Genomic DNA, 24,484 nt, shown 5'->3' with positions numbered 1-24,484 from the left:
CGTCAGAGGATTTTCTATGACCCTGATACCTGAAGAAACTGTGCAAGAATACCCGCTGCTGCCGCTTCGTGACGTGGTGGTGTTCCCGCACATGGTAGTGCCCCTGTTCGTGGGCCGCGAGAAGTCCATCCAGGCCCTGGAAGCGGCGATGGAGGGCAGCAAGGAAATCCTGCTGGTGGCCCAGAAAGACGCGTCTACGGATGAGCCAGGCGCTAAGGATGTCTTTGAGATGGGGACGCTGGCCACTGTGCTGCAAATGTTGCGGTTGCCTGATGGCACAGTAAAAGTGCTGGTTGAGGGTAATGCGCGCGCAACCATCAGTGATATTACCGAAAACGAGTTTCTCGCTGGCCATGCCATGCTCATTGATGAAGATGCGCTGCCAGAGCGAGAGCAGGATGTGCTGGTCAAGACTCTGATGGACGAGTTTGAAAAGTACGTCAAGCTGTCTCGCAAGGTGCCTTCCGAAGTCTCCAATTCCCTGACTGGTATCACCGAGCTCGAGCGGCTGGCAGACACCATGGCGGCTCACCTGGAGCTGAAGATTCCGGAAAAGCAGGAACTGTTGGAAGCGCTGGACATTCGCAAGCGTGTTGATTTGCTTTTGGGCAAACTCGACGGCGAGATCGACCTCATAGAAGTTGAGAAGCGTATTCGTGGCCGCGTCAAAAAGCAGATGGAGCGTAGCCAGCGAGAGTATTACCTGAACGAGCAGATGAAGGCCATCCAGAAAGAGATGGGCAGCCTGGGCGAGGGTAATAACGACTTTGAAGAGTTGGAGCAGAAGCTGGAAGAAGCCGGCCTGCCCGAAGAAGCCAAGAAGAAAACCGAAACCGAGCTGAACAAACTGAAAATGATGTCGCCCATGTCTGCCGAAGCAACGGTGGTGAGGGGTTACATTGACTGGATGTTGTCCATCCCCTGGAAAAAGCGCAGCCGCGTGCGCCACAACATCGAGAAGGCTCGTGAAATTCTGGATGAAGACCATTACGGTCTGGACGAGGTCAAAAAACGCATCCTCGAGTATCTGGCGGTCCAAAGCCGGGTGAAGAAGGTGAAAGGCCCTGTGCTGTGCCTCGTGGGACCTCCGGGTGTGGGTAAGACCTCTCTGGGGCAGTCTGTGGCTCGTGCCACCAACCGCAAGTACACCCGCATGGCGCTGGGCGGTGTGAGAGACGAGGCGGAAATCCGCGGTCACCGCAAGACCTATATTGGTGCTCTGCCGGGCAAGCTGCTTCAGAAGTTGTCCAAGGTCGGCGTGAAGAACCCGCTGTTCCTGTTCGATGAAATCGACAAGATGGGTATGGACCATCGTGGCGACCCGGCCTCGGCGCTGCTTGAAGTGCTGGACCCCGAGCAGAATCACACCTTCAATGACCACTACCTTGAAGTGGACTACGACCTCTCAGACGTGATGTTCGTGTGCACGTCCAACTCCATGGACATCCCTCCGGCCCTGCTGGACCGTATGGAAATCATTCGGATTCCAGGCTACACGGAAGATGAGAAGGTGAATATTGCGCTGAAATATCTGCTGCCAAAGCAAATCAAGGCCAACGGACTGCGCAAGGATGAGCTGGAGCTACCGGAGGATACGCTCAGGGATCTGATTCGATACTACACTCGCGAGGCAGGCGTTCGTGGTCTCGAACGTGAGATTGCAAAGATCTGCCGCAAGGTGGTGCGCAACCACGTTGAGAGCGACGACAAGGCGTCCCTGACGCTGACGCCGGAGATGCTGGAAGATTATTCCGGTGTCAAAAAGTTCAAATTCGGATTGGCGGAAGAAAAGAATCAGGTCGGTCAGGTGACAGGCCTTGCATGGACCCAGGTGGGCGGCGAATTGCTCACTCTCGAATGTGCTCTGACCAAGGGTAAGGGCCGTGTCGTGAAGACTGGCTCGCTCGGTGACGTGATGCAGGAATCCATTCAGGCGGCGCTGACAGTAGTCAGAAGTCGTGCACTTGGTCTCGGGATCAAAGACGATTTCCATGAAAAGTACGACCTGCACGTTCACGTTCCGGAGGGTGCCACGCCAAAAGATGGTCCCAGTGCCGGTATCGGGATGTGCACCGCGCTGGTTTCTTCGCTGACCCAGATTCCGGTTCGGGCAGACGTTGCAATGACCGGTGAGATCACGCTGAGAGGGCGCGTCCTGCCGATTGGCGGGCTCAAGGAAAAGCTGTTGGCGGCCCACAGAGGTGGCATCAAGACCGTCATCATTCCTGATGAAAACGTTCGTGATCTCAAAGAGATACCGGATAACATCAAGGAGTCACTGGAGATTCGTCCGGCCAAATGGATTGACGAAGTGCTGGACATTGCCCTGGCTTATCCCCCCGAACCCATGTCTGAGGAGTCGGTATCGGAGGCCGGAGGAAAGAGCCCTCGTGATGACGAAAGTGATAGCTCCGAGCGAATAAATACACATTAAACACGTTGAGTTTTGTTGACAGGCCAGAGAGCCCATTGGTATAACTGTTTCGCCGTGACGCAGCCAATACCAAGGGCTCCCGCGCAGTTAGTGTGTATTCCGAACGCCGGTGTCAAGCCGTAAAGGAATAATAAAAGTGAAGAATGGAATTCTCTGACCGCTTATGCGATAGTCGGGAACGTCCAAAAAAACAATCCAACCTATAACATCTTCAACCTAAAATCGAAGGGGTTTAGTGTGAACAAGTCCGAACTAATCGACGCAATTGCAGAATCCGCAGACATTTCCAAAGCAGCAGCAGGTCGTGCTCTGGATTCAATGACTTCCTCCATCACCAGTGCTCTGAAAAAAGGCGATCAGGTTACTCTGATCGGTTTCGGCACCTTCTCTGTGAAAGAGCGTGCCGCGCGTACCGGCCGCAACCCGCAGACTGGCGCAGAAATCAAGATTCCGGCCTCTAAAGTGCCTGGTTTCAAAGCAGGCAAGGCCCTGAAAGACGCCGTTAAGTAACGGACTCTTTCCTCTGGCGGCGGCCTTCGGGTTGTTGCCGGAGCGAGCAGCCAACGAGTCCGATTCGCAGGTTGCTGGCTCCGAAAGAATTCCAAGGCGCATTCCTGACCGGATGCGCCTTTTTACGTTAAGTGACCCTTCAAGACACCGATCAGGGATCCGGGAGAAACATGCTTCAAGATATTCGGGAGAATTCCCAGGGCACGATTGCCAAAATCATCATTGGTCTGCTGATTGTCTCACTGTCGATCTGGGGGATGGATGCCATTATTGGTGGATTCTCCGGAGAACCGGAAGTAGCCACAGTGAACGGAGAAGACATAACCGAACGGGAATTCATGCGGGTGGTTCAGATAGAAAGCCAGCGTCAGCTTTCTCGCATGGAAACGCCGGACCAGTCTTTGCTGAATGAAGACCAGATCCGTAAGGACGTTCTGGAGTCTCTCATTCGTCAGAAAGTTCTGACTCAGAACGCAAGTGAGCAGGGCCTGGCATTGTCAGACGCTGACATTGATGCCCTGATTACCCAGATGCCGCAGTTTCAGGTAGACGGTGTTTTTAACCGCGACCGATTCGTATCGTCGGTTCGTAACATGGGCATGGGTGTGGCCGAGTTCCGCGAGACCATGCGTAAGCAGTACGTCATCAATCAGATTCGTACCGGCGTGGTTCAGAGTGGCCTGGTGGTCGACCAGAACGCTTCCCATCTGTTGTCTATTCAGAACCAGACACGCGATTTCCGCACGCTGACGCTGCCAGCTTCAATGGTCAGCGATGAGGTTGAGGTATCTGAAGAAGAGGTGGCGAGTTACTACGAAGAGAACTCCGATGCGTTCAAGCTCCCTGAGCAGGTGGAAGCCAGTTACATCGTACTGTCACTTGAGGCATTGGCAGAGACCATTGACGTGAGTCAGGAGGATCTGCAGAGCTATTATCAGGAGCGTGCTGCCGATCTGGCCCGTGAGGAGCGCCAGGCGTCCCACATTCTCATCGAGGATGGTGGCGATGCGGAAGAGGTCATGAAGACGATCCAGCAACGTCTGGCGGAAGGCGAATCCTTCAGCGAGCTTGCCGAGGAGTATTCAGTCGATACTATCTCTGCAGAGCAGGGCGGTGACCTTGGGTACGCAGGCCGCGGCGTGTATGACCCGGCGTTTGAAGACGCCCTGTTTGCCCTCAAAGAGGGAGAAGTATCTGAGCCGGTGGCTACCAGCTTTGGTCTTCATCTGATCAAGCTGACGGATGTTCGCAAATCTGAAGTCCCGCCGCTGGCAGAGCTGGAAGAGAAGCTCACCCGAGAGTTGGCCCGCAGCCGTGCAAATGAGCGCTTTGCTGAAGTTCGCACCGAGTTGGCGGATCTTGCTTACGCTGAAGACAATCTGACTGTTCCGGCCGAAGAATTGTCGTTGGAGGTTCGCACGAAAGAAGGGGTCACCCGCGACGGTGGCGAGCCACCCTTTGATCATGCGGGCCTGGTGCGTCAGTTGTTCTCTGAGGACGTGCTCGAGGATGGATATAACACTGAGCTGATCGATGTTGGCGACAACATGTCAGTCGTGGCGAGAGTGTCCAGCTATCAGGAAGCCCGTCAGCAGCCGCTCGAAAATGTTGCTTCCGACATCCGCGATATTCTTACTCGTCAGAAAACCCGGGAAGCGCTGGCTCAGCGCGCTGAAGAGGCTGTGGCAAGCTTGCGCAGTGGCGAGGATGCGTCCGCACTGGGGCTTGGCGAATGGACGAACCATGCAGATCAGGCGCGGACCGGTTCCTCTCTGAATCCGGTTTTGATGGCGGAAGTCTTTTCGCTTCAGCGTCCGCAGGGCGAAACGGTCTATGGTTCCCACCTGGCCGGTGACAGCGCCACTATCATTGCGCTGGATGAGGTCAATGAAGGTGAGGTCGATGCCGACAGTCAGGAATACCAGCAGTTGACCAGATTCCTGTCGACGATTAGCGGGCAACGGGAATACGCGGCTTATCAGGAGTATCTGAGGAATCGCGCTGAGGTCGAGCGGCCCTGACCAGAAAAGGCACCCATAGGGTGCCTTTTTTTATGGTTAAAGCAGCGTGTCGACGAAGGATTATCGTGGCAGGCGCGTTGCCTTGAGGCTCTCTTTGATTTTCTTCAGGTGTCCTTGGAAATCAATGCCACGTTTCAATGTAACGCCTGTCGCGAGCACGTCGACCACGGTAAGGTGAATGATCCTGGATGACATGGGCATATAGATTTCGGTGTCTTCCGGCTCTGGCACACCCACCACCACGGTGCATGCTTCCGCCAGGGGAGAGTCAGGCGTGGTGATTCCAATAACAGTAGCGCCGCTGGCACGTGCATTTTGGGCAATCTCTATGGACTCGACGGTGCGGCCGGTATTGGAGATCAGCACGATCACGTCACCGGTCGAGGCGCCTGCGGCCACCATGCGCTGCATGAGCGGATCATCGTAGAACATGACGGGAATGTTGAACCTGAAAAACTTGTGCTGGGCGTCCATGGCGACAGGGGCAGAGCCTCCCATCCCGAAAAAATGAATCTGTCTTGCCTGGATTAGATGGTCAATGGCAAGGCTCAGAGCTGCCGGTTCAAGGGATTGCCGTGCCTTCTCAAGGTTCGCTATGGTGCTAAGCATGATCTTGTCAGTGAACTCGCCAACGGTGTCGTCGGGTTCGATGTTTTGGCCGACATAGGGCGTTCCAGTCGCTATGCTTTGAGCCAGTCGGATTTTGAAGTCAGGAAACCCCGTGGCCGAAAAGCCGCGACAAAACCGGTTGACCGTAGGTTCACTGACGTCGGCGGCTCTTGCCAGGGCTGCGATGCTGTAACGAGTAGCTGCCGAGGGATCTCGAAGAATGGCTTCAGCCACTTTGCGCTCGGATTTGTTCAGATTCTCCAGGCGATTCTGAATGTCCTCAAGCAGGTTGTCATCGCGTTGCGCCGTGTTGGCAGGCATTGAGGTTACTCCTGAGTCGAGTGAGCGTGGTGCGAACAAAGATGGCGGCATTATACCTTTATTTATCGTTCTTAAGGGTAGTAAAAATATCATTGAGGCGCCATAGCGCTTGGAAAACGGGTTTTTTACTGTCATTATTTTCATAAAACTACTACTTATCTAGGCGCCGTCCCATTGCATCTAGACGGTCGGGAATCACGGAGACGTAAGACTCATGGCTGAACAGAATGAAACCCGCTGCGATCTGATGATGTTTGGTGCCCTGGGCGATCTGGCCCAGCGCAAATTGTTCCCGGCGCTTTACCAGCTTGAGCGTGCCAAGCTACTGCACCCGAAATCCAGAATCCTGGCGATCGCTCGAAAATCTCTCAGTCGGGACGAAGTGCGTGGGCTGTTGAGGGAGTGTCTGCAGAAGCACGTTAAATCTGGAGAGTTTGAGCAGGCCGTGGTTGATTGCTTCCTGGAACGCGTTGATTACCAGTGTCTGGATTTTACCGATCCGGGTGGGTTTAGCGTTCTGAAAGACTGGCGCAGTGCCGAGCCCAGTAATCTGATTGTTTATATGGCCACGCTGCCAGCCATGTATGGTGAGATCGCCCGTAACCTCCGCAGTAACGACTGTTGTGACCGAAACACGCGTGTCGTGGTTGAGAAGCCGATTGGTCATGACCTGGAGTCCTCAAAAGTCATCAACGACGAGCTGGGCGAGGTTTACAACGAGGATCAGTTGTTCCGCATTGACCACTATCTTGGCAAGGAGACGGTGCAAAACCTGATTGCCCTGCGTTTTGCCAACAATCTGTTTGCTTCTCAATGGGACCAGAATCATATCTCCCACGTCGAAATATCGGTGGCTGAAAGCGTGGGGATCGAGGGGCGCTGGGGGTACTTTGACAAAGCCGGCCAGGTTCGGGATATGGTTCAGAATCATTTGCTTCAGCTTTTGTGCCTGATCGCCATGGATCCGCCTTCAGACCTTTCCGCGGACAGTATTCGCAATGAAAAGGTCAAGGTGCTCAAAGCCCTGCGCAAGATTACGCCAGACATGATGGACGCCCATGTGGTGCGTGGTCAGTACACAGCCGGAACGAGCGCCGGCAAGCCTGTGCCCGGTTATCTGGAGGAAGAAGGCGCTGCCAGAGGCAGCAAGACCGAAACCTTTGTTGCGCTGAAGGCGGTGATCGACAACTGGCGCTGGTCCGGAGTGCCTTTCTATATTCGCACGGGTAAACGGCTGCCAGAGAAACTGTCGCAGATCATTATTCATTTCAAGCCTGCACCGCACTACATCTTTGATTCGGATCAGAAGCATCTTGCCAACAATAAATTGATTATTCGTCTGCAGCCGGACGAAGGCATGGCCTTGCAGATTCTGACCAAGGACCAGGGGCTCGATAAAGGCATGCGGCTGCGGGAAGGGCCCCTTGAGCTGACGTTCTCGGAAACCTTTGAGACAGATCGGATCCCGGATGCCTACGAGCGCCTTTTGTGGGAAATCATGAAAGGCAATCAGTACCTGTTTGTGCGCCGGGATGAAGTGGAACACGCCTGGCTATGGGTGGATCAGATCATGCGCAACTGGGACGAAAGCGGCCAGCCCCCCAAGCGCTATGCCGCTGGAACCTGGGGACCGGTGGCCTCCATTGCCATGATCACCCGTGACGGCAGGAGCTGGTATGAAGATGCATGATCTGGGTTTACCAGAATCTATTCAGACCGAGTTGCACAGCAGCCCGGAACAGGCTGCTCAGGCCCTGGCGGACGACGTCAGCCAGCATCTGGCCGAGCGACTATTGAAAGCCCCCAGGGCCAGCCTGGTGGTCTCTGGCGGATCCACTCCGGTGCCATTCTTCGAGAGCCTGAGAGAGAAGCCTCTCGACTGGTCACGCATTGATGTTCTTCTGGCCGATGAACGCTGGGTGTCAGAACAGGACGACGCCAGCAATACCCGGCTGGTGAAAGAAAAGCTGTTGCAGGGCCCTGCGTCCGAAAGTCGGTTTTTCTCTCTGAAGCAGCCAGGAGGCTCGCCTGAGCAAGCGTTGGATGCCATTCACGAGGCGTTGGCGGATTGTAGTCTCCCGGTGGACGCGCTGGTGCTGGGTATGGGAACGGACGGCCACACGGCCTCACTGTTCCCTGATGCGCCCGAGCTGGCTCAGGTGCTGGATGGCGATACTGAAGACTGGGTCGCCGCAATGAATCCGCCATCTCAGGCTCACCCCCGCATCACGCTGACGCCGAAGATTCTGCAAAAGGCCGGGTTTACCGCCTTGCATCTAAAGGGTTCCGATAAGCTGGATACCCTGAAACGTGCTTGTGAAGATCTGGATGACGCGCACGGCATGCCCGTAAGACTCTTCATCAGGCCCGGCCTGCGAATCTATTTCAGTGACTGAGGACACCGCCATGAATCAGCTTTCAGATTTCCATCACGAACGGGTAAGAGCCGTACTGGGCGCGTCACCTCTGGTGCCGGTGATCGCCATACAGGATCCGCGTCAGGCTCTCCCACTGTGTCGTGCGCTGGTGGAGGGGGGCATTCGAGTGCTTGAAATCACCTTGCGAACACCGCACGGGGTCAAAGCCATTGAAGCTGTCAGAGAGGCGTTGCCCGACGTCTGGGTGGGCGCCGGTACCGTGACCAGTATTGATCAGTATCGCGCTGTGGAGTCTGCCGGTGCCCAGTTCGTGATCACTCCCGGGGTTACCGAAGCCATCCTGGATTTCGGCCTGACTTCGGAGTCGCCGTTATTACCCGGCATCTCCACCGTGTCGGAGCTGATGATGGGCTACGCCATGGGCTACCGGGAGTTCAAGTTTTTCCCGGCAGAAGTTGCCGGAGGGATACCGGCACTGAATGCGTTTGCCGGGCCTTTTCCCGATGTGACCTTTTGCCCGACCGGTGGCATCAAGCGGAACACGGCAAAAGATTACCTCGCCCTCAAACAAGTGGCGGCAGTGGGTGGTTCATGGCTGACGCCTGCCGACCTGGTCGCTGCGGAAGATTGGCGGGGGATTACCCGTATCGTTAAGGGCAGCCTGGCCGATCTTAAAGCCTGAGGCTGCCCCCCCAATCAATACTCAGTGAATGTCTGTGCCTACTCTCACGATTTTCATGGTGTTGGTGCCGCCCTGTGCGTTCATGTAGTCGCCTTTGGTGATCACCACCAGATCGCCGTCGGCGACGATACCCATCTTGCGAAGTTCGGCCACCGCCAGGGCGTTGGTTTCCTCGTTCGGCAATTTAGCGGAATCAAACGGTACCGTTTGAACGCCGCGAAACAGAGTTACTCGATGCTGGGTACTGTGGTGTCTTGAAAAGGCGAAGATCGGCAGGCTGGATTTGATCCGTGACATCAGCAGAGGTGTGGCCCCGGTCTCGGTCATGCAGATGATGGATTTCACCCCATCAAGATGGTTGGCGGCGTACATGGCGGACAACGCAATGGCTTCGTCTATGTACTCCATGTTTTCGTGAATGCGGTGTTTGGACTGATGCATGGATGGGTGCTTTTCTGCCCCCATGCAGATTCGAACCATTGCCTCAACCGCCTCTTTCGGATAATCACCAACCGCCGTTTCGGCAGAGAGCATCACGGCATCGGTGTAGTCCATCACTGCGTTGGCCACATCCGATACCTCGGCCCGGGTCGGCATGGGGTTGTCGATCATGGATTCCATCATCTGGGTGGCCGTGATCACCACTTTGTTCAATGCGCGTGCCCGGCTGATGATGTGTTTTTGCACGCCCACCAACTGCGCGTCTCCAATTTCCACCGCCAGATCGCCTCGGGCAACCATGACCGCATCGGAAGCAGCAATGACGGCATCCAATGCATCGGTATCATCAGCCAATTCTGCGCGCTCAATTTTCGCAACCAGATATGCCTGCGACCCTGCCTCTCGAAGCAGGGCGCGGGCCGTATGCATGTCTTCTGCCGTGCGTACGAAAGAAACGGCGACATAATCGGCGCCCAGTTCAGCAGCGGTCACGATGTCTTTCTTGTCTTTTTCTGTCAGAGCATCGGCGGACAGGCCGCCTCCGCGCTTGTTCAGGCCCTTGTTGTTGGAAAGCGGACCGCCGATCAGCACGGTAGAGCGGATACTGGTGCCATCAACAGACTGCACTTCCATCTCGATGCGCCCGTCGTCCAGAACGAGGATGTCCCCGGGCTTCACGTCGTCGATCAACTGCTCGTAATCGATACCCACGGCATGTTCGTCGCCGCCATCCTTGTCCATACGAGCATCCAGGACAAAGGTCTGGCCGACTTTCAGGTAAACCTTGTTGTCGCGGAAGCGAGCGACTCGCAGCTTCGGCCCCTGAAGGTCTCCAAGAAGCGCAACGAACCGACCCTGTTCTGTCGCGGTTTCACGAACTCTGCGGGCGCGTTCAATATGCTCTTCGGCGCTGCCGTGGGAAAAATTCAGTCGGGTAACGTCGACGCCGGCTTTGATGATGGCGGCCAGTGATTCCTTGGAATCAGTCGCGGGGCCGAGGGTCGCAACAATCTTGGTGCGCCTGAGCATGGGGCAGATCCTTCTTGGTGTATAGAGGTATGGTCTGATGATGCAAGCAATGCGCTTTTCCAGCAACTATTGCACGATGTTTAAGGATACTACGGCGTGCAAGCGGCCTGAATCATGCATTATGGTAACAATCTAACCCAAGGATTTAACGGCCCGATGACAGAAGCAGGAGCGGCTATATGAACAGGACAGTGGAAGAGGTCACTCAGCGAATCATCGAACGCAGTCGCGACACGCGGGGAGATTATCTAAAGCGAATGGGCCAACTGAGGGACGAGTCGCCCCAGAGGAGTACGCTGTCATGCGGCAATCTTGCCCATGGGTTTGCGGCCTGCAACCAGTCTGACAAAGACACGCTCAAATTCATGAACAAGGCCAATGTGGCCATTGTTTCCGCCTACAACGATATGCTTTCGGCGCACCAGCCGTACCAGGGCTTTCCCGACGTCATCAAGGAAGCTGCTCATGGAATGGGTTCGGTTGCCCAGTTCGCCGGTGGTACCCCGGCCATGTGTGACGGAGTGACCCAGGGACAGCCCGGTATGGAGCTTAGCCTTTTCTCCCGCGATACCATTGCCATGAGCACCGCGGTGGCGTTGAGCCACAACATGTTTGATGCCACTTTGTTGCTTGGAATCTGCGACAAGATCGTACCTGGGCTTCTTATTGGTGCGCTGAGCTATGGCTACCTTCCCACTGCGCTGGTTCCAGCAGGGCCTATGCCGTCCGGTCTTCCAAATAAGGAAAAACAGAGGATTCGGCAGTTGTATGCCGAGGGCAAAGTAGGTCGCGACGAGCTTCTCGAGGCGGAGTCCAAGTCTTATCACAGCCCCGGCACCTGCACATTTTATGGTACCGCCAACAGCAACCAGCTTCTGGTGGAAGTCATGGGACTTCATCTTCCGGGCGCCGCCTTCGTGAATCCTGGTACCCCGCTTCGGGAGGCTCTCACCCGAGCCGCCACAGAGCAGGTGATCAAATTATCCAAGCCCCACGGAGGTCAGATAGGCCTGGCGGAGATGGTAAACGAGAAATCCATCGTCAACGCCCTTGTCGCACTGTTGGTGACCGGCGGTTCAACCAACCACACCATTCACTGGATCGCGATTGCCAGGGCGGCGGGGATCATCATCGACTGGAACGACTATTCGGACCTTTCTTCCGTGGTTCCATCAATGACTCGCATCTATCCCAATGGCGAAGAGGATGTGAATGCGTTCCATGAAGCGGGCGGGACGCCGTTCCTCATTCGCGAACTGCTTAACGCCGGTTTGCTGCACAACGATGTTGAGACGGTCATGGGTCATGGGCTGGCACAGTATGCGCAAATGCCGGAACTGGAAGCGGGCAAACTGGTCTGGAAACCGGCACTGGAACAGAGTTCTAAACCGGATGTGCTCAGCACGGCGAGTGAACCGTTTGCGCCGGATGGCGGGCTTCGTGTTCTGGACGGCAATCTGGGCCGGGGAGTGATCAAGGTTTCTGCGGTGGCAAAGGAGCACCGCATTGTTGAGGCGCCCGCCGTGGTATTTGATGATCAGAACGACCTGAAGGCGGCGTTCGAGGCCGGCGATCTGGATCGGGATTGCGTCGTTGTGGTGCGTTTTCAGGGGCCGCAGGCCAATGGCATGCCAGAACTCCATAAACTCACGCCCTATCTGGGTGTTCTGCAAGATCGTGGATTCCGTGTGGCACTGGTGACCGACGGGCGCATGTCGGGCGCGTCAGGCAAAGTGCCCGCTGCGATTCATGTTTACCCGGAAGCCGTCGCCGGAGGGCCGCTGTGTCGGGTTAAGAACGGGGACACGATTCGGGTGGATGCCGTCTCCGGAACGTTGAAGATTGATTTGTCTGACGAGTCCCTGGCCAGCCGCGAGGCGCAAACCGCGAATCTGGATGCACACCGTCACGGTCTGGGGCGGGAACTGTTTGGATGGATGCGAAAGGCCGTGAGCACCCCCGAAAACGGCGCCAGTTTTTTCTGGAACCACGATGCCTGACGCCACGGGAATGACAGGTAACGGAAATTACAGGTAATGAACCATGGTGTCCCGGTCGAACCGATACTGGCGATTGTAGACACCTTTATCAGAGCGTGTGCCGGCCGCTAGCACCATAGTCACCAGTCCTTTGCGTGGCAGTTTCAGCAAGCGTCTAACCCGACACTCGTCAAAGCCTTCCATAGGGCAGGAGTCGTATCCATGGGCGCGTAGTGCAAGCATCAGATTCTCGGCGGCGAGAGCAGTGGATTTCGTGGCCCAGATTTTCATTTCGTTCACCGAGTAGGGCCCACGGGGAACCGGCCGAGTCAGACCTACGAACAGACCAGCAGTTTTCTTTGCAGCACCGAATAGGCCCAGTGGCCCCTGGTTGTAATGGATGGGGGCGATTTTCGAATAGTACTTCTCGACAATGCCCGGCAGCTTGTCTTCAGGCCAGTATTTGAGAGCAAGCCGGGAATTCTGTCGCCAGGTATCCGGGCGCGCCACAATGACAATGAGCACGGGGGCCGTTTTGGCGGCGTTCTGCCCCAGGCAGGCATCGGCCAGTTTGGCTTTCAGCTCGGGAGTTTTCACCACGAAGAACTCCCAGGGCTGCAGATTGCTGGAATTTGGTGCCAGAGTTGCCAGTTCCAGACAATCGTCCAGAACCGCTTCGGGAACCGGCTCGTCGGTAAAACGTCGCACAGACCTCCGGCTGCGAACGACGTCGCGAAACGCATCCAGTGCCGGGCTCGGTGTGATGTCTGATTTGGCGTTCATGGGCGATCATTCCTTATAGCGGTTCTTTGGCGGCTGGATTGTGAGTGCCAGTGTCAGGCGTTATGTTTACCGCTTGAAGGCCTTCTTGCAATGGCTGTTTCGTCTGGAGAGATTGACCCGAATGACCACTTCTGAGAAAAACAGGCCGTTCGAAGAACTGGTGGCTCAGGTTCGCCAGTGCAGGCTCTGTGAGGCCCATTTACCGCATGAACCTAGGCCGGTGATTCAAGTATCGCGGGCCGCGCGGGTGTTAGTGGTAGGGCAGGCGCCAGGGCGGCGGGTGCACGAGACGGGTCTTCCCTTTAATGACCCCAGCGGCGACCGCCTTCGAGAATGGATGGGGATAGAGCGTGAGGTTTTTTACGATGAGCAGGCACTGGCCATTCTGCCCATGGGATTCTGCTATCCCGGCACCGGTTCATCCGGTGATCTGCCACCCCGACGGGAGTGCGCGCCGGCATGGCGGGAGTTGCTCCTTCAAAAGCTGGATCAGATTCAACTCACGCTGGTTATTGGCCAGTATGCCCATGCCTGGCATTTGCCAGGCCCGAAACGGTCTGTGACGGACCAGGTAAGGCGTTGGCAGGAGTACTGGCCTGAGTTAATGCCGTTGCCCCACCCAAGCCCGAGGAATAATTTGTGGTTACGCCGTAACCCCTGGTTTGAGCAAGAGGTTGTGCCCCAGCTGAGACAGCGTGTTCAGGCGCTGTTATGAAGCGCGACCGTTTGGGGTTGCGGCGTTGCCCGGGAAGCCAGATAGCGATCAAGTTCGCGAACATTCTCGTCCGTGGCGTAAAGCCCCTGTTTGGTCCTGCGCCAGAGAATGTCCTCGGACGTCATGGCCCATTCGTGCTTGACCAGGTATTCCACTTCCCGTTCGTACAGAGTTCCGGCAAACCGGTACCCCAGATCCGCGACGGAAGTGGCGTCTCCAAGAATGTAATAGGCGTTCGTGCCATAGGTGCGAACATAGCGGCTGTAGACGGCCTCTGGTAGCCAGGGATAATCGGCTGACATGCGGGCTTCCAGCTTCTGATGGTTTTCGAACTCACCGCCGGGCAGGATGGCCGTCTTGGTCCAGCGGCCGCCGGCATTCGGGAAGAACTGGCAGAGTTTGTCTGTGGCGGCCTCAGCCAGTTTCCGATAGGTGGTGATCTTGCCGCCGAAAACGGAAATAACCGGTGCTTTACCATCGGCCTTGTCAACTTCGAATGAATAATCCCGGGATGCCTTCTTCGCGTCGCCCTGTTCATCGTCCATCAGTGGGCGAACACCGGAATACGACCAGACCACGTCACTTTCTGTGAGTTGGCGCTTGAAATGCGAATTCACAATATTCAGCAGGTATTCGGTTTCCTCTGGGGATATTTTCGCTTTTTTCGGGTCTCCCTCGTAGTCCACATCGGTCGTGCCCACCAGAGAGAACTCATCCTCGTAAGGAATCACAAAAACAATGCGCTCGTCTTCGTTCTGAAGAATGTAGGCTTCGGTCTCGCGGTTCAGTCTGGGAACCACTATATGGCTGCCTTTAACCATTCGGATGGTTTTGGGCGCCTTCATGGCGAGACTTTCGCTGAACAGGCGACTGACCCAGGGGCCGGACGCATTGACAATCACCTTGGCGGATACCTGATGAACGCTGTCGTCGTTCATGTCCTGAAGAGCCACATCCCAGTTATGTTCTCCGCGTTTCGCGTCGATGCATTTGGTTCGCGTCAGGATGGTAGCGCCCCGTTCCTGCGCTTTCTTTGCGGTCAGTACGACAAGCCGGGCATCGTCTACCCAGCCATCGGAGTATTCGAAACCTTTGGTGATGTCTGCCTTGAGGGGGTCTTTCTCGTCAAATTTGATTGAGCGCGAGCCGGGCAGAATCTCCCGCTTCGCCAGGTGGTCATACAGGAAGAGCCCGGTACGGATCATCCACGCGGGACGCAGGTGAGGGCGGTGGGGCAACCGGAATCGCATGGGCCACATAATGTGTGGTGAATTGCGCAACAGCGACTCCCGTTCTGCCAGTGCCTCACGAACCAGTCGAAATTCGTAGTGCTCCAGGTAGCGAAGCCCGCCATGAATCAGTTTGCTGCTGCTGGAGGAGGTTGCCGAGGCCAAGTCGTTCATCTCGCACAATAATACCTTCAGGCCGCGACCTGCAGCATCCATGGCAATGCCGGTGCCGTTAACGCCACCGCCCACAATCACCACGTCGTATGTTGTGTTTTCCGAGCTCATCTATGTCATCTCCTGACGCCAGAGGAAAGACGTTTCCTTCGCCTTTGCCGGTACCTAAAGAATCATAGCGATATTATGCGAAACCAATTTATATTCGTAAAGGAAAATACAGAAAAAAAACGAAAATATGGGGCGGCCTGAAGCTCAAGTTATGAACAAATGGGTTCGAATCGAAAACTGGCGTGTTCGGTTGAATTAAACTAGATGCAGTTTGACGTCGTGTTCGCTCAGCAGCTGGCGAATTTCAGCCGGGGGAGGGGCATCGGTAAAAACATGGTTAGCCTGGGCAATACTGCCAAGGCGGACCATGGCATTGCGTCCAAACTTCGAATGGTCGGCAGCCAGTAACACGCTGTCTGAATTCTGGATAATCGCCTGGGCGACTCTCACTTCACGATAATCGAAATCCAGCAGCGAGCCATCGCTGTGAATACCACTGATGCCAATGATTCCAAAGTCCATTTTGAACTGGTTGATGAAATCCCGGGTGGCCTCACCAACAATGCCACCGTCGCGGTTTCTGACTTCGCCACCGGCAATGATGATGTGAAAGTCCTCTTTGGCCGAGAGGATAGAGGCGACGTGAAGGTTGTTCGTTACGACCTGAAGGTTGTTCTTCTTTAACAGGGCCTTGGCGATGGTTTCCGTGGTGGTACCGATGTTGATGAAGATCGAGGAATTATCGGGAATCATCTCCACGAGAGCATCAGCGATTCGTTCCTTGGCTTCCAGGTCCATTATTTTGCGGGCCTGGTAAGCGGTGTTCACGGTGCTTGAATCTATGCCCGCGCCACCATGGTGGCGCCTCAGCTTGTTCTGGCTGGCCAGCTCGTTGAGATCCCGGCGAATGGTTTGTGGCGTTACCTTGAACTGATCCACCAGCTGTTCGGTGGTCACAAAGCCGTTCTGCTGAATCAGCTCCATGATCAGGTCCTGCCGCCGTCGCTGTGCCATTCAGTGCCCTCCGGATAACGCCTGTTCTATAACGAACCAAAATCAGACAGGCGGTTGGACGCAGTTTAGTGGGTTTTTCTGCTTTGTGCAGCATTTTTAGGGGGTTGAAGGATTCAGGGAGATCGCGGGAAGGAATCAAAGCTGGCTTTTGTGTTTCAGAAAGGTAAAAATGCGAAAAAATAAGAACATCATAGGCCGCAGCATTATGACCCAGTATATTCTGTCGATTGACCAGGGCACCACCAGTTCACGAGCCATCCTGTTCACCCTGGATGGCCGCATACACGCGACCAGTCAGCAGGAGTTTCCACAGCATTTTCCGGCCAGCGGGTGGGTTGAACACGATCCCGAAGACATCTGGCGGACGGTGCGGGAAACCTGTGACGACGTGTTGAATAACGGTTGCAATGATGAAGATGACGTCATCGCTGTTGGCATCACCAACCAGAGAGAGACGACGGTGGTATGGGATCGCGTCACTGGTGAGGCGGTGTACCCGGCAATCGTGTGGCAGGACCGCCGGACCGCCTCCTGGTGCGAGACGCTGAAAAAGAAAAGCTTCGAGCCGTCCGTCAATAACAAGACCGGGCTGTTAATCGATCCTTACTTTTCCGCGACGAAAATACGCTGGATTCTGGACAATGTTCCCGATGCACGCGAGCGTGCCGAGCGAGGTGAGCTGGCCTTCGGAACGATTGATACCTTTTTGCTCTGGCGTCTGACCGGCGGCGAAGTTCATCGCACAGATGCCACCAACGCCAGCCGTACCATGTTGTTCAATATCCACGACCAGGCGTGGGATCCCGAACTGCTGGAACTCTTCGGCATCCCGGAATCTCTGTTGCCAGAGGTGATGGATTCTGCGGCGGATTTTGGCCGCATTGAAGGAAACGGGCGCCTTGATGGCATCTCTGTGATGGGTATTGCCGGAGACCAGCAGGCTGCGTTGTTTGGCCAGACATGCTTTGAAACAGGCATGGCCAAAAGCACCTATGGCACGGGTTGTTTCTTGATGCTGAACACCGGGGATCAGGCGCTTACCTCAGAGCACCGGCTTTTGACGACGGTGGCGTACAGGCTCAATGGTAAGCCGGTCTATGCACTGGAGGGCAGTATCTTTATCGCTGGCGCTGCGATCCAGTGGCTGAGGGATGGGCTTCAGCTTATCCGCGACGCCTGCGAGACAGAGCCGCTGGCAGAAGGTACGCCGGTGGACCACGGTGTCTATCTGGTGCCTGCCTTTACGGGCCTTGGCGCCCCTTACTGGGACCCCAACGCCCGCGGTGCAATCTTTGGCCTGACCCGGGACACGGGGATCAAGGAAATTGTGACGGCGGGTTTGCAATCGGTGTGCTATCAGACCAAAGACTTGCAGAAGGCGATGGAAAAAGATGGCTTGCGCCCCATCACTCTGCGGGTGGATGGTGGCATGGTTGCCAATAACTGGGTATTGCAGTTTCTTGCAGATGTGATGGGGGCTCAGGTAGACCGGCCCGAATTGGTTGAAACGACAGCTCTCGGTGCTGCGTATCTGGCTGGTCTCCAGGCGGGTGTTTTCAAATCGCTGGAGGAGCTGAGCAATATGTGGCGTTGCGACCGGAGTTTCTCCCCGGTTATGACGAAAGAGGAAAGGGACAGGCTTTACGATGGCTGGATCAAGGCCGTCAGCAGGCTTTAGCGTACACCCAGCTCGCGTAAACGCTTGTAAAGGGTGTTCCGACTGACATCCAGTTCACGTGCTGCTCTCGACACATTCCCCATGCACTTGCGGTAAACCACAAGCGTTGGGTCGGCGGTGTCGCCTCGTTCGCTGTCGTTGGCCTGTTGGGCCTCGTTATAGTTTGAGGCATCGAAAACCGGCGTGTCTGTGTTATCGCTCCTTCCCTTGCAGAGCGCCAGAAAATCTTCGGGTAAATGCCAGAGCTGTACTTCCTCACCGTCGGCAATCGCCACTGCGACACGAATCAGGTTCAGCAACTGCCGAATGTTGCCGGGCCACGGGTGATGTTCAAGGGCTGCCATTACTTCTGAGTTCAGCGAGTCCGGTTGGGAATCATCTTTGTGGGCCCGGTATATCTGGCTGATCAGCTCCCGCCGGTCTTCACGATGACGAAGTGCCGGCAACTCAATACACAATCCGTTCAGACGGTAATAGAGGTCGGCCCGGAACTCGCCGCGATCAATACGTTGCGATAGGGGTTGATTGGTTGCCGACACCAGCAGTATGTCCACCGGAATATGATCTGTTGAGCCTACCGGAGTGACCTCGCGCTCCTGCAGAACTCTCAGTAACCTTGATTGAGCCGCCAAAGGCATTTCGCCGATCTCGTCCAGAAACAGAATGCCCTTGTCGGCTTTTCGGATCAGCCCCAGCGATCCCTGCGATCGGGCACCGGTAAAGGCACCGGCCTGATAGCCGAAAAGTTCCGACTCCACCAGTTCGGGTGGTATCGCGGCGCAGTTCACTGATACCAGGGGCTGGTTGCATCGGCTGCTTGCGGCATGAAGTGCCTTGACCATGACTTCCTTGCCGACGCCGGTTTCGCCTCCAATGAGTATCGGAACATCTCTGTCCAGCACTTTCATTGCCTGATCCGCGCTGCGACGGACGGATGGGTCGCCATGCTCGATGTCACTCAGCGACAGAACCTCGGTGTTTCGCTTGCTGGTTTCAGGTCGCTTGGGCGGTCTGGCAATGCTTGCGCTGTTCGACACGGCAGAAACCGGTCGTTTCAGAAGGCCGGACAGCCTGACTCTCTGAGTGGTTGTCAGGCGGATGGGCGCATTGTGAGAGTGGTTCAGTACCTGATGCCGGCTTTCTATAAAAAGGGCGCTCAGGTTCTGTCCGGGAAGAGACTGCCCGAGTAGCTGATCCGCTCGCTGGTTGGACGCCACCACTCGGCCGTTGTGATCGAACGCAATCAGTCCGGACCAGGGGCTGTCGATATTGTCCGCCGTTGTATTCAGCGTGAGAATAAAGTGATCGCCTCCTAGCTGCCGGACGATCAGCCGATTCTCAACCGATTGGGACAGCAGTCTCACCATTCCCAGGGTGTGGGCCTGGGGCAGGTAAGCGTCGCTGAATGCGCTTAATACACCAATCAGGCTTCTGTCTGTATCAAAGATGGGCGCCGCTGAGGTAATGATGCTGCGATTCAGTTTCAGAAAATGTTCGTTTCGCTGAACCTGTATCGGCGAGCCGGTGGCAATCGATGTCCCAATGGCGTTGGTTCCGGCGTTGCGCTCATGCCAGTGAGCGCCCGGTTCAAACCAGGGTCGCAAATGGCTGTCGGTAATGCGTTGGTCGCCCCATCCTTTAAGAACTCGGGCGTCAGAGTCGGCCAGAATAATCAGGCAGCGGCTGTTCGACATAATGTTGTCGTAGTAGGGCAGCACTTCGGTTTCGGTTGTGTCCAGCAAGGCCTGATAGTCTTTTTGCAGCTGCCGGACAGACTTTGGATCCAGACTCACGGGTTCGGGATCAAGGTCATGATGAAGGCCATAGCCGACACAGCGGTTCCAGGAATCGGCAATCAGCGACTGGTGCTTTGCTTTCACATGCTGTCTTTTCACGCGAATCCTCCGAGCCTTTTCATTTTGTTTTTGTCTTGGCCGCGGGCGGCGCCAGGCCATCACCAAATGGTGTCGCGGAGTGTTCAATAGTGTGCGCAATTGGTGTTCAGGTCAATGTTCAAACTGAACATAAAGTTTGATAACGAACATTTTGGTTTTCACAAAAGAACTTCGGCGCACATAAAAAAGCATTTAAAACAGTGGGTTAAAGATTTACCCGGAAATTTGAGTGACATTGGTATAGCCATTGCGTCCACAGATTCGAAATCGAATTTCGTCAAGACCTACAAGAACAAAAAGGAAAACCCATGTCCTTAACGCTGGAGAATCTCTCCCGTGTCGTGGATGGAGTAGATTACATCCGGGACGCGAACATCACGTTCGAGGCAGGTTCGTTCAACGTTCTTCTCGGGCGCACGCTGGCTGGTAAAACCTCACTCATGCGGTTGATGGCCGGGTTGGACAAGCCTGACGAAGGTCGGCTTATCTATAACGGCAACGATGTGACCGGGCAGAGCGTTCAGAAACGCAATGTGTCGATGATCTATCAACAGTTCATCAATTATCCGAATCTGACCGTGTATGAGAACATCGCCTCGCCCCTGCGTCTTGCCAAAATGAAAGACTCCGAAATTGACCGGAGGGTGAAAGAAACTGCACATATGCTGCAGATTGATCCCTTATTAAAGCGCCATCCCCTGGAGCTTTCCGGCGGCCAGCAGCAGCGAACTGCTATGGCCCGCGCATTGGTAAAAGACGCTACCCTGATCCTGTTTGACGAACCTCTTGTAAACCTGGACTACAAACTGCGCGAAGAGCTCCGCACGGAGCTCAGAGAGCTGTTCCGAGAGCGCCAGTGCATCGCCGTTTATGCCACTACTGAAGCGAACGAGGCATTGGCTCTGGGTGGTGTTACGACTCTGTTGGACAAGGGCCGAATCGTTCAATCCGGCCCGGTGATGGAAGTGTACCGAAACCCTGTGAATACCCTGGCAGCGCAACTGTTCAGTGAGCCACCCATGAACATGATCAAGGGCAGGGTCACGGAAACCGAAGTGACGTTCGACGAATATTCCAACCATGCTCTGACCCACGAACTGGCGAAGCTTGAGCCGGGCGATTACTGGTTCGGGATACGGCCCAGTCACATCGGGCTCGTGCCTAGCAACGAAGACGACCTGGAGATGTCGATGGAGGTGGAGCTCAGCGAGATCAGCGGCTCGGAAACCTTCATGCACGTTCAGAACCGCCATTTTGAAATGGTCATGCAGTTGATGGGCGTGCATCAGTATCACACCGGGTCTCCCATCAAGATCTATCTGCCGATCAACAAACTGTTTGTATTCGACGACAACGAGAAGCTGGTGTTTACCCCGGCTCAGGTCACAGGAGGGGCTGTCTGATGGCAGAAATTCACCTGAAATCCCTGGCCCACAGCTATAGCCAGAATCCGGCCGGTCCTGAGGATTACGCCATCCGGCAACTGGACCATGTCTGGGAGAAGGGCGGCGCCTATGCGCTTTTGGGGCCATCTGGCTGCGGCAAAAGCACCATGCTCAATATTATCTCAGGGTTGCTGGCGCCTTCCGAAGGCGACGTGCTGTTTGATGGCAAGCGAGTGAATGAATTGTCGCCTCGTGACCGAAACATCGCTCAGGTGTTTCAGTTCCCGGTGATCTACGATTCGATGACGGTGTTTCAGAATCTGGCCTTCCCGTTAAAAAACACGGGTGTGCCGGCGGCGCAGATCAAAACAAAGGTCAACGAAATTGCAGAAATCCTGGAAATCGAGGACGAACTGCACAAGAAGGCCAAGAACCTGACCGCAGATCAGAAGCAGAAGGTGTCCATGGGGCGCGGACTGGTGCGAGGTGATGTGTCGGCCATCCTGTTTGATGAACCTCTGACCGTCATCGATCCGCAACTGAAGTGGAAGTTGCGCCGCAAGCTCAAACAGATTCACGAGCAGTTCGATATCACCATGGTATACGTCACCCATGATCAGCTTGAGGCTTCAACATTTGCCGACAAAATCGCCGTGATGTACGGCGGCCAGATCGTCCAGTTCGGAACGCCCACGGAATTGTTTGAACAGCCCAACCATACCTTTGTGGGCTATTTCATCGGTAGTCCTGGCATGAACCTGATTGAGGTTCGCCGATGCGAGGGCGGTGTGTGCTTTGGCGACACCGTTGTACCTATGGGCACGCAGCAGACCGAAGCATTGGAAAATCTGACTTCCAGCAACGTGAAGATCGGTATCCGCCCGGAATTTGTTCAGGCTTCGGACGTTGCTGCCGACGATACCTTTGCTGCCGAAGTTAAGGATGTCGAGGATCTGGGCACCTACAAAATCATGACAGTGCGTCTGGGCGACGAGACGATGAAAGTCCGTCTGACAGAGGATCAGCACTTTGAGGCGGGCGGCACCGTGCAGCTCAGTTTTCCTGAAAAATGGCTGAAGCTCTACGTGGATGAGTTTCTGGTAGAGGAGACGGAACAATGAACAAGGTTCCAAATAACCGGGCCTGGTGGCTGGTACTGCCGGTCTTTATCCTGGTCGCCTTCTCGGCGCTGATACCACTGATGACGGTGGTTAACTATTCGGTTCAGGATATTTTCGGGCCAGGTAACGCTTACTACGTGGGCACCGAGTGGTTCAAGGAAGTACTCAACGACGAGCGACTCCAGGACTCACTGCTGAGGCAGTTTGCGTTCTCCGGTGCCGTATTGGCTATCCAGATTCCCCTGGGGATCGGCGTCGCGCTGATGATGCCGAAATCCGGTATCAAGGCCTCTTTGTGTCTGATCCTGCTGGCGATTCCACTTCTGATTCCCTGGAACGTGGTGGGTACCATCTGGCAGATTTTTGGCCGTGGCGATATCGGGCTGTTTGGTTGGGGGCTGAATTCGCTGGGCCTGGAATATAACTATACCGGCGATACGGTGGACGCTTGGCTTACCGTCCTGCTGATGGACGTGTGGCACTGGACGCCATTGGTGGCGTTGCTGTGCTACTCCGGTTTGCGGGCCATTCCGGAGGCCTTCTATCAGGCCGCCGAGATTGACCGGGCGTCAAAGTGGGCGGTGTTTCGGTACATTCAGCTGCCGCGACTGAAGAGCGTACTGGTTATCGCTGTGCTGCTTCGCTTTATGGATAGTTTCATGATCTATACCGAGCCCTTTGTCCTGACCGGCGGAGGGCCAGGCAGCTCGACCACTTTTCTGAGCCAGACGCTGACCACCATGGCCATCGGCCAATTTGATATCGGTCGCGCGGCCGCCTTCTCGTTGATCTATTTCCTGATCGTGCTTCTGGTGTCATGGGTGTTCTTCACCGCCATCACTCACCTCGATAAAGAAAAATAAGGAGAGAGGGATGACTTATTCACGTTCGAAAGGCATCGGAATGACGGTGTTCATTCTGCTCCTGCTGACCCCGATCTACTGGCTGCTAAACATGTCGTTCAAGACCAACCAGGAGATCCTCAGCGGGCTGACGCTTTGGCCCCAAAATTTCACGTTGGCCAACTATGCGGTGATTTTTTCAGACTCCAGCTGGTATTCCGGTTACATCAACTCGATGATCTATGTGTCCATGAACATGACCATCACTTTGTTGGTGGCCTTGCCAGCGGCCTACGCATTCAGTCGTTACAAGTTCGTGGGCGACAAGCATTTGTTTTTCTGGCTGCTCAGTAACCGTATGGCGCCACCGGCGGTATTTCTTCTGCCGTTCTTCCAGCTGTATTCATCGGTTGGCCTGTTCGATACTCACATCGCTGTTGCACTGGCCCACTGTCTGTTCAATGTGCCGTTGGCGGTCTGGATCCTCGAAGGTTTCATGTCGGGGGTGCCGCGCGAATACGACGAAATGGCCTATATTGATGGCTACAGCTTTCCGAGGTTCTTCGTGAAGATCTTCCTGCCGATGATCCGGTCTGGCATTGGTGTCGCAGCCTTCTTTGCCTTCATGTTTTCCTGGGTGGAGCTGTTGTTGGCCCGAACACTGACCTCCGTTGACGCACAACCCATTGGCGCCATCATGACCCGAACGGTAGGGGCAAGTGGTATCGACTGGGGCGTGCTGGCGGCGGCCGGTGTACTCACTATTATTCCTGGTGTGCTGGTGGTGTGGTTTGTGAGAAATCATATTGCCAAAGGTTTCGCACTGGGTCGGGTATAAGGAGAACGGTTATGGTTGAATGGATGAACTGGACTCCGTCTGTCGCGATCTTTTTTGCGGTGATTGCGGCGATTCTGGCGGTGATGACCGTTTACGAAGTGGTGTCTCCCTGTACGGAACGGAAAGGTTTTTTGCCTATTTCTACCACCCGTGGAGATCGGTTGTTCATCGGGTTGCTATCAGCGGCCTACATACACTTGGCCTTCTTGGCCGTCAGTGATATCACGCTCTGGGTTGCCCTGGGTATCTCTGTGGTCTGGGCTCTGGTGCTGTTGCGGTGGGGGTGAATCAGGCCATTGCCGGGCCGGGACGAAGATTCTTAATTTTCGCCCGAAATGGTTGTAAAGTTTTCACA

General features: G+C 55.2%; 20 protein-coding genes. 14 read left to right on the top strand and 6 right to left on the bottom strand.

The window, feature by feature from the left end; translation table 11 throughout:
• The first annotated feature begins 16 nt into the window (after nucleotides 1-16).
• From lon to QLQ17_RS11035, 3 genes are all read left to right on the top strand, one after another.
• Nucleotides 17-2,434: an endopeptidase La gene (gene lon, locus QLQ17_RS11045; RefSeq protein ID WP_283209635.1), complete on the top strand. Its 2,418-nt coding sequence runs from the start codon at nucleotides 17-19 to the stop codon at nucleotides 2,432-2,434.
• A gap of 237 nt (nucleotides 2,435-2,671) precedes the next feature.
• A complete protein-coding gene (hbs, locus tag QLQ17_RS11040; RefSeq protein ID WP_283209634.1) occupies nucleotides 2,672-2,944 on the top strand; it encodes a non-specific DNA-binding protein Hbs in 273 nt (90 codons plus the stop codon).
• Between the two features lie 170 nt (nucleotides 2,945-3,114).
• Complete coding sequence (locus QLQ17_RS11035) at nucleotides 3,115-4,965, top strand: SurA N-terminal domain-containing protein (protein WP_283209633.1); 1,851 nt, start codon at nucleotides 3,115-3,117, stop codon at nucleotides 4,963-4,965.
• A gap of 60 nt (nucleotides 4,966-5,025) precedes the next feature.
• Here QLQ17_RS11035 and QLQ17_RS11030 read toward each other — a convergent pair whose 3' ends face one another.
• Nucleotides 5,026-5,895 carry a MurR/RpiR family transcriptional regulator gene (locus QLQ17_RS11030; RefSeq protein WP_283209632.1) on the bottom strand — a complete coding sequence of 290 codons (870 nt, stop codon included), beginning with the start codon at nucleotides 5,893-5,895 and terminating at the stop codon, nucleotides 5,026-5,028.
• Between the two features lie 214 nt (nucleotides 5,896-6,109).
• Here QLQ17_RS11030 and zwf point away from each other — a divergent pair, with 214 nt between their 5' ends.
• From zwf to QLQ17_RS11015, 3 genes are read left to right on the top strand one after another with little or no spacing between them, the layout of a single operon-like run.
• Entirely contained in the window at nucleotides 6,110-7,585 is a 1,476-nt protein-coding gene (gene zwf, locus QLQ17_RS11025) for a glucose-6-phosphate dehydrogenase (RefSeq protein ID WP_283209631.1), read from the top strand.
• The gene (pgl, locus tag QLQ17_RS11020; protein WP_283209630.1) at nucleotides 7,572-8,291 is read left to right on the top strand and encodes a 6-phosphogluconolactonase; all 720 of its coding nucleotides are present in this window, start codon (nucleotides 7,572-7,574) and stop codon (nucleotides 8,289-8,291) included. Before zwf ends, pgl begins: the two co-directional genes overlap by 14 nt.
• Before the next feature lie 10 nt (nucleotides 8,292-8,301).
• On the top strand, nucleotides 8,302-8,955 hold the full coding sequence (locus QLQ17_RS11015) for a bifunctional 4-hydroxy-2-oxoglutarate aldolase/2-dehydro-3-deoxy-phosphogluconate aldolase (RefSeq protein ID WP_283209629.1): 654 nt from the start codon (nucleotides 8,302-8,304) through the stop codon (nucleotides 8,953-8,955).
• A gap of 21 nt (nucleotides 8,956-8,976) precedes the next feature.
• Here the strand turns inward: QLQ17_RS11015 and pyk are convergent, their stop codons facing one another.
• On the bottom strand, nucleotides 8,977-10,425 hold the full coding sequence (gene pyk, locus QLQ17_RS11010) for a pyruvate kinase (protein WP_283209628.1): 1,449 nt from the start codon (nucleotides 10,423-10,425) through the stop codon (nucleotides 8,977-8,979).
• A gap of 179 nt (nucleotides 10,426-10,604) precedes the next feature.
• Between pyk and edd the strand changes: the two genes are divergently transcribed.
• Nucleotides 10,605-12,425 carry a phosphogluconate dehydratase gene (edd, locus tag QLQ17_RS11005; protein WP_283209627.1) on the top strand — a complete coding sequence of 607 codons (1,821 nt, stop codon included), beginning with the start codon at nucleotides 10,605-10,607 and terminating at the stop codon, nucleotides 12,423-12,425.
• Between the two features lie 27 nt (nucleotides 12,426-12,452).
• On the opposite strand, the gene QLQ17_RS11000 is transcribed toward edd, so the two are convergent.
• Nucleotides 12,453-13,187 carry a nitroreductase family protein gene (locus tag QLQ17_RS11000; protein WP_283209626.1) on the bottom strand — a complete coding sequence of 245 codons (735 nt, stop codon included), beginning with the start codon at nucleotides 13,185-13,187 and terminating at the stop codon, nucleotides 12,453-12,455.
• A gap of 121 nt (nucleotides 13,188-13,308) precedes the next feature.
• Between QLQ17_RS11000 and QLQ17_RS10995 the strand changes: the two genes are divergently transcribed.
• Entirely contained in the window at nucleotides 13,309-13,902 is a 594-nt protein-coding gene (locus QLQ17_RS10995) for a uracil-DNA glycosylase family protein (RefSeq protein ID WP_283209625.1), read from the top strand.
• On the opposite strand, the gene glpD is transcribed toward QLQ17_RS10995, so the two are convergent.
• Together glpD and QLQ17_RS10985 are read right to left on the bottom strand one after the other, a co-directional pair.
• Complete coding sequence (gene glpD, locus QLQ17_RS10990) at nucleotides 13,887-15,416, bottom strand: glycerol-3-phosphate dehydrogenase (RefSeq protein WP_283209624.1); 1,530 nt, start codon at nucleotides 15,414-15,416, stop codon at nucleotides 13,887-13,889. The genes QLQ17_RS10995 and glpD overlap by 16 nt on opposite strands.
• A 195-nt stretch (nucleotides 15,417-15,611) precedes the next feature.
• A complete protein-coding gene (locus tag QLQ17_RS10985; protein ID WP_283209623.1) occupies nucleotides 15,612-16,370 on the bottom strand; it encodes a DeoR/GlpR family transcriptional regulator in 759 nt (252 codons plus the stop codon).
• Nucleotides 16,371-16,575: 205 nt separating this feature from the next.
• On the opposite strand from QLQ17_RS10985, the gene glpK reads away from it, so the two are divergent.
• Nucleotides 16,576-18,048, top strand: coding sequence for a glycerol kinase GlpK (glpK, locus tag QLQ17_RS10980; protein WP_283209622.1), 1,473 nt, complete (start codon nucleotides 16,576-16,578; stop codon nucleotides 18,046-18,048).
• Here glpK and QLQ17_RS10975 read toward each other — a convergent pair.
• On the bottom strand, nucleotides 18,045-19,943 hold the full coding sequence (locus QLQ17_RS10975; RefSeq protein ID WP_283209621.1) for a sigma-54-dependent Fis family transcriptional regulator: 1,899 nt from the start codon (nucleotides 19,941-19,943) through the stop codon (nucleotides 18,045-18,047). The genes glpK and QLQ17_RS10975 overlap by 4 nt on opposite strands.
• Before the next feature lie 308 nt (nucleotides 19,944-20,251).
• Here QLQ17_RS10975 and QLQ17_RS10970 point away from each other — a divergent pair, with 308 nt between their 5' ends.
• From QLQ17_RS10970 to QLQ17_RS10950, 5 genes are read left to right on the top strand one after another with little or no spacing between them, the layout of a single operon-like run.
• Nucleotides 20,252-21,346, top strand: a complete 1,095-nt coding sequence (locus QLQ17_RS10970) for an ABC transporter ATP-binding protein (protein ID WP_283209620.1) — start codon at nucleotides 20,252-20,254, stop codon at nucleotides 21,344-21,346.
• Nucleotides 21,346-22,449 carry an ABC transporter ATP-binding protein gene (locus tag QLQ17_RS10965; protein ID WP_283209619.1) on the top strand — a complete coding sequence of 368 codons (1,104 nt, stop codon included), beginning with the start codon at nucleotides 21,346-21,348 and terminating at the stop codon, nucleotides 22,447-22,449. Before QLQ17_RS10970 ends, QLQ17_RS10965 begins: the two co-directional genes overlap by 1 nt.
• Nucleotides 22,446-23,312 (top strand): carbohydrate ABC transporter permease, encoded by an 867-nt coding sequence (locus QLQ17_RS10960; protein WP_283209618.1) that lies wholly within the window; start codon nucleotides 22,446-22,448, stop codon nucleotides 23,310-23,312. The genes QLQ17_RS10965 and QLQ17_RS10960 overlap by 4 nt, the downstream gene beginning before the upstream one ends.
• A gap of 10 nt (nucleotides 23,313-23,322) precedes the next feature.
• On the top strand, nucleotides 23,323-24,129 hold the full coding sequence (locus QLQ17_RS10955; RefSeq protein ID WP_283209617.1) for a carbohydrate ABC transporter permease: 807 nt from the start codon (nucleotides 23,323-23,325) through the stop codon (nucleotides 24,127-24,129).
• Nucleotides 24,130-24,140: 11 nt separating this feature from the next.
• A complete protein-coding gene (locus QLQ17_RS10950) occupies nucleotides 24,141-24,416 on the top strand; it encodes a DUF2160 domain-containing protein (protein WP_283209616.1) in 276 nt (91 codons plus the stop codon).
• Nucleotides 24,417-24,484 lie beyond the last annotated feature (68 nt).

The organism is Marinobacter sp. CHS3-4 (assembly GCF_030053415.1).
GTDB lineage: Bacteria > Pseudomonadota > Gammaproteobacteria > Pseudomonadales > Oleiphilaceae > Marinobacter.
The sequence above is the reverse complement of the archived record's forward strand: the minus strand, read 5'-3'. Positions and strand labels throughout refer to the sequence as shown.

What these genes read in the sequence shown, in the direction of transcription:
- lon (WP_283209635.1), top strand. Translation starts at nt 17, where the DNA reads ATGACCCTGATACCTGAAGAAACTGTGCAAGAATACCCGCTGCTGCCG.
- QLQ17_RS11035 (WP_283209633.1), top strand. Translation starts at nt 3,115, where the DNA reads ATGCTTCAAGATATTCGGGAGAATTCCCAGGGCACGATTGCCAAAATC.
- pgl (WP_283209630.1), top strand. Translation starts at nt 7,572, where the DNA reads ATGAAGATGCATGATCTGGGTTTACCAGAATCTATTCAGACCGAGTTG.
- QLQ17_RS10950 (WP_283209616.1), top strand. Translation starts at nt 24,141, where the DNA reads ATGGTTGAATGGATGAACTGGACTCCGTCTGTCGCGATCTTTTTTGCG.
- edd (WP_283209627.1), top strand. Translation starts at nt 10,605, where the DNA reads ATGAACAGGACAGTGGAAGAGGTCACTCAGCGAATCATCGAACGCAGT.
- zwf (WP_283209631.1), top strand. Translation starts at nt 6,110, where the DNA reads ATGGCTGAACAGAATGAAACCCGCTGCGATCTGATGATGTTTGGTGCC.
- pyk (WP_283209628.1), bottom strand. Translation starts at nt 10,425, where the DNA reads ATGCTCAGGCGCACCAAGATTGTTGCGACCCTCGGCCCCGCGACTGAT.
- QLQ17_RS10995 (WP_283209625.1), top strand. Translation starts at nt 13,309, where the DNA reads ATGACCACTTCTGAGAAAAACAGGCCGTTCGAAGAACTGGTGGCTCAG.
- glpD (WP_283209624.1), bottom strand. Translation starts at nt 15,416, where the DNA reads ATGAGCTCGGAAAACACAACATACGACGTGGTGATTGTGGGCGGTGGC.
- QLQ17_RS11015 (WP_283209629.1), top strand. Translation starts at nt 8,302, where the DNA reads ATGAATCAGCTTTCAGATTTCCATCACGAACGGGTAAGAGCCGTACTG.
- QLQ17_RS10960 (WP_283209618.1), top strand. Translation starts at nt 22,446, where the DNA reads ATGAACAAGGTTCCAAATAACCGGGCCTGGTGGCTGGTACTGCCGGTC.
- QLQ17_RS10985 (WP_283209623.1), bottom strand. Translation starts at nt 16,370, where the DNA reads ATGGCACAGCGACGGCGGCAGGACCTGATCATGGAGCTGATTCAGCAG.
- QLQ17_RS11000 (WP_283209626.1), bottom strand. Translation starts at nt 13,187, where the DNA reads ATGAACGCCAAATCAGACATCACACCGAGCCCGGCACTGGATGCGTTT.
- QLQ17_RS10955 (WP_283209617.1), top strand. Translation starts at nt 23,323, where the DNA reads ATGACTTATTCACGTTCGAAAGGCATCGGAATGACGGTGTTCATTCTG.
- QLQ17_RS11030 (WP_283209632.1), bottom strand. Translation starts at nt 5,895, where the DNA reads ATGCCTGCCAACACGGCGCAACGCGATGACAACCTGCTTGAGGACATT.
- glpK (WP_283209622.1), top strand. Translation starts at nt 16,576, where the DNA reads ATGACCCAGTATATTCTGTCGATTGACCAGGGCACCACCAGTTCACGA.
- QLQ17_RS10965 (WP_283209619.1), top strand. Translation starts at nt 21,346, where the DNA reads ATGGCAGAAATTCACCTGAAATCCCTGGCCCACAGCTATAGCCAGAAT.
- QLQ17_RS10970 (WP_283209620.1), top strand. Translation starts at nt 20,252, where the DNA reads ATGTCCTTAACGCTGGAGAATCTCTCCCGTGTCGTGGATGGAGTAGAT.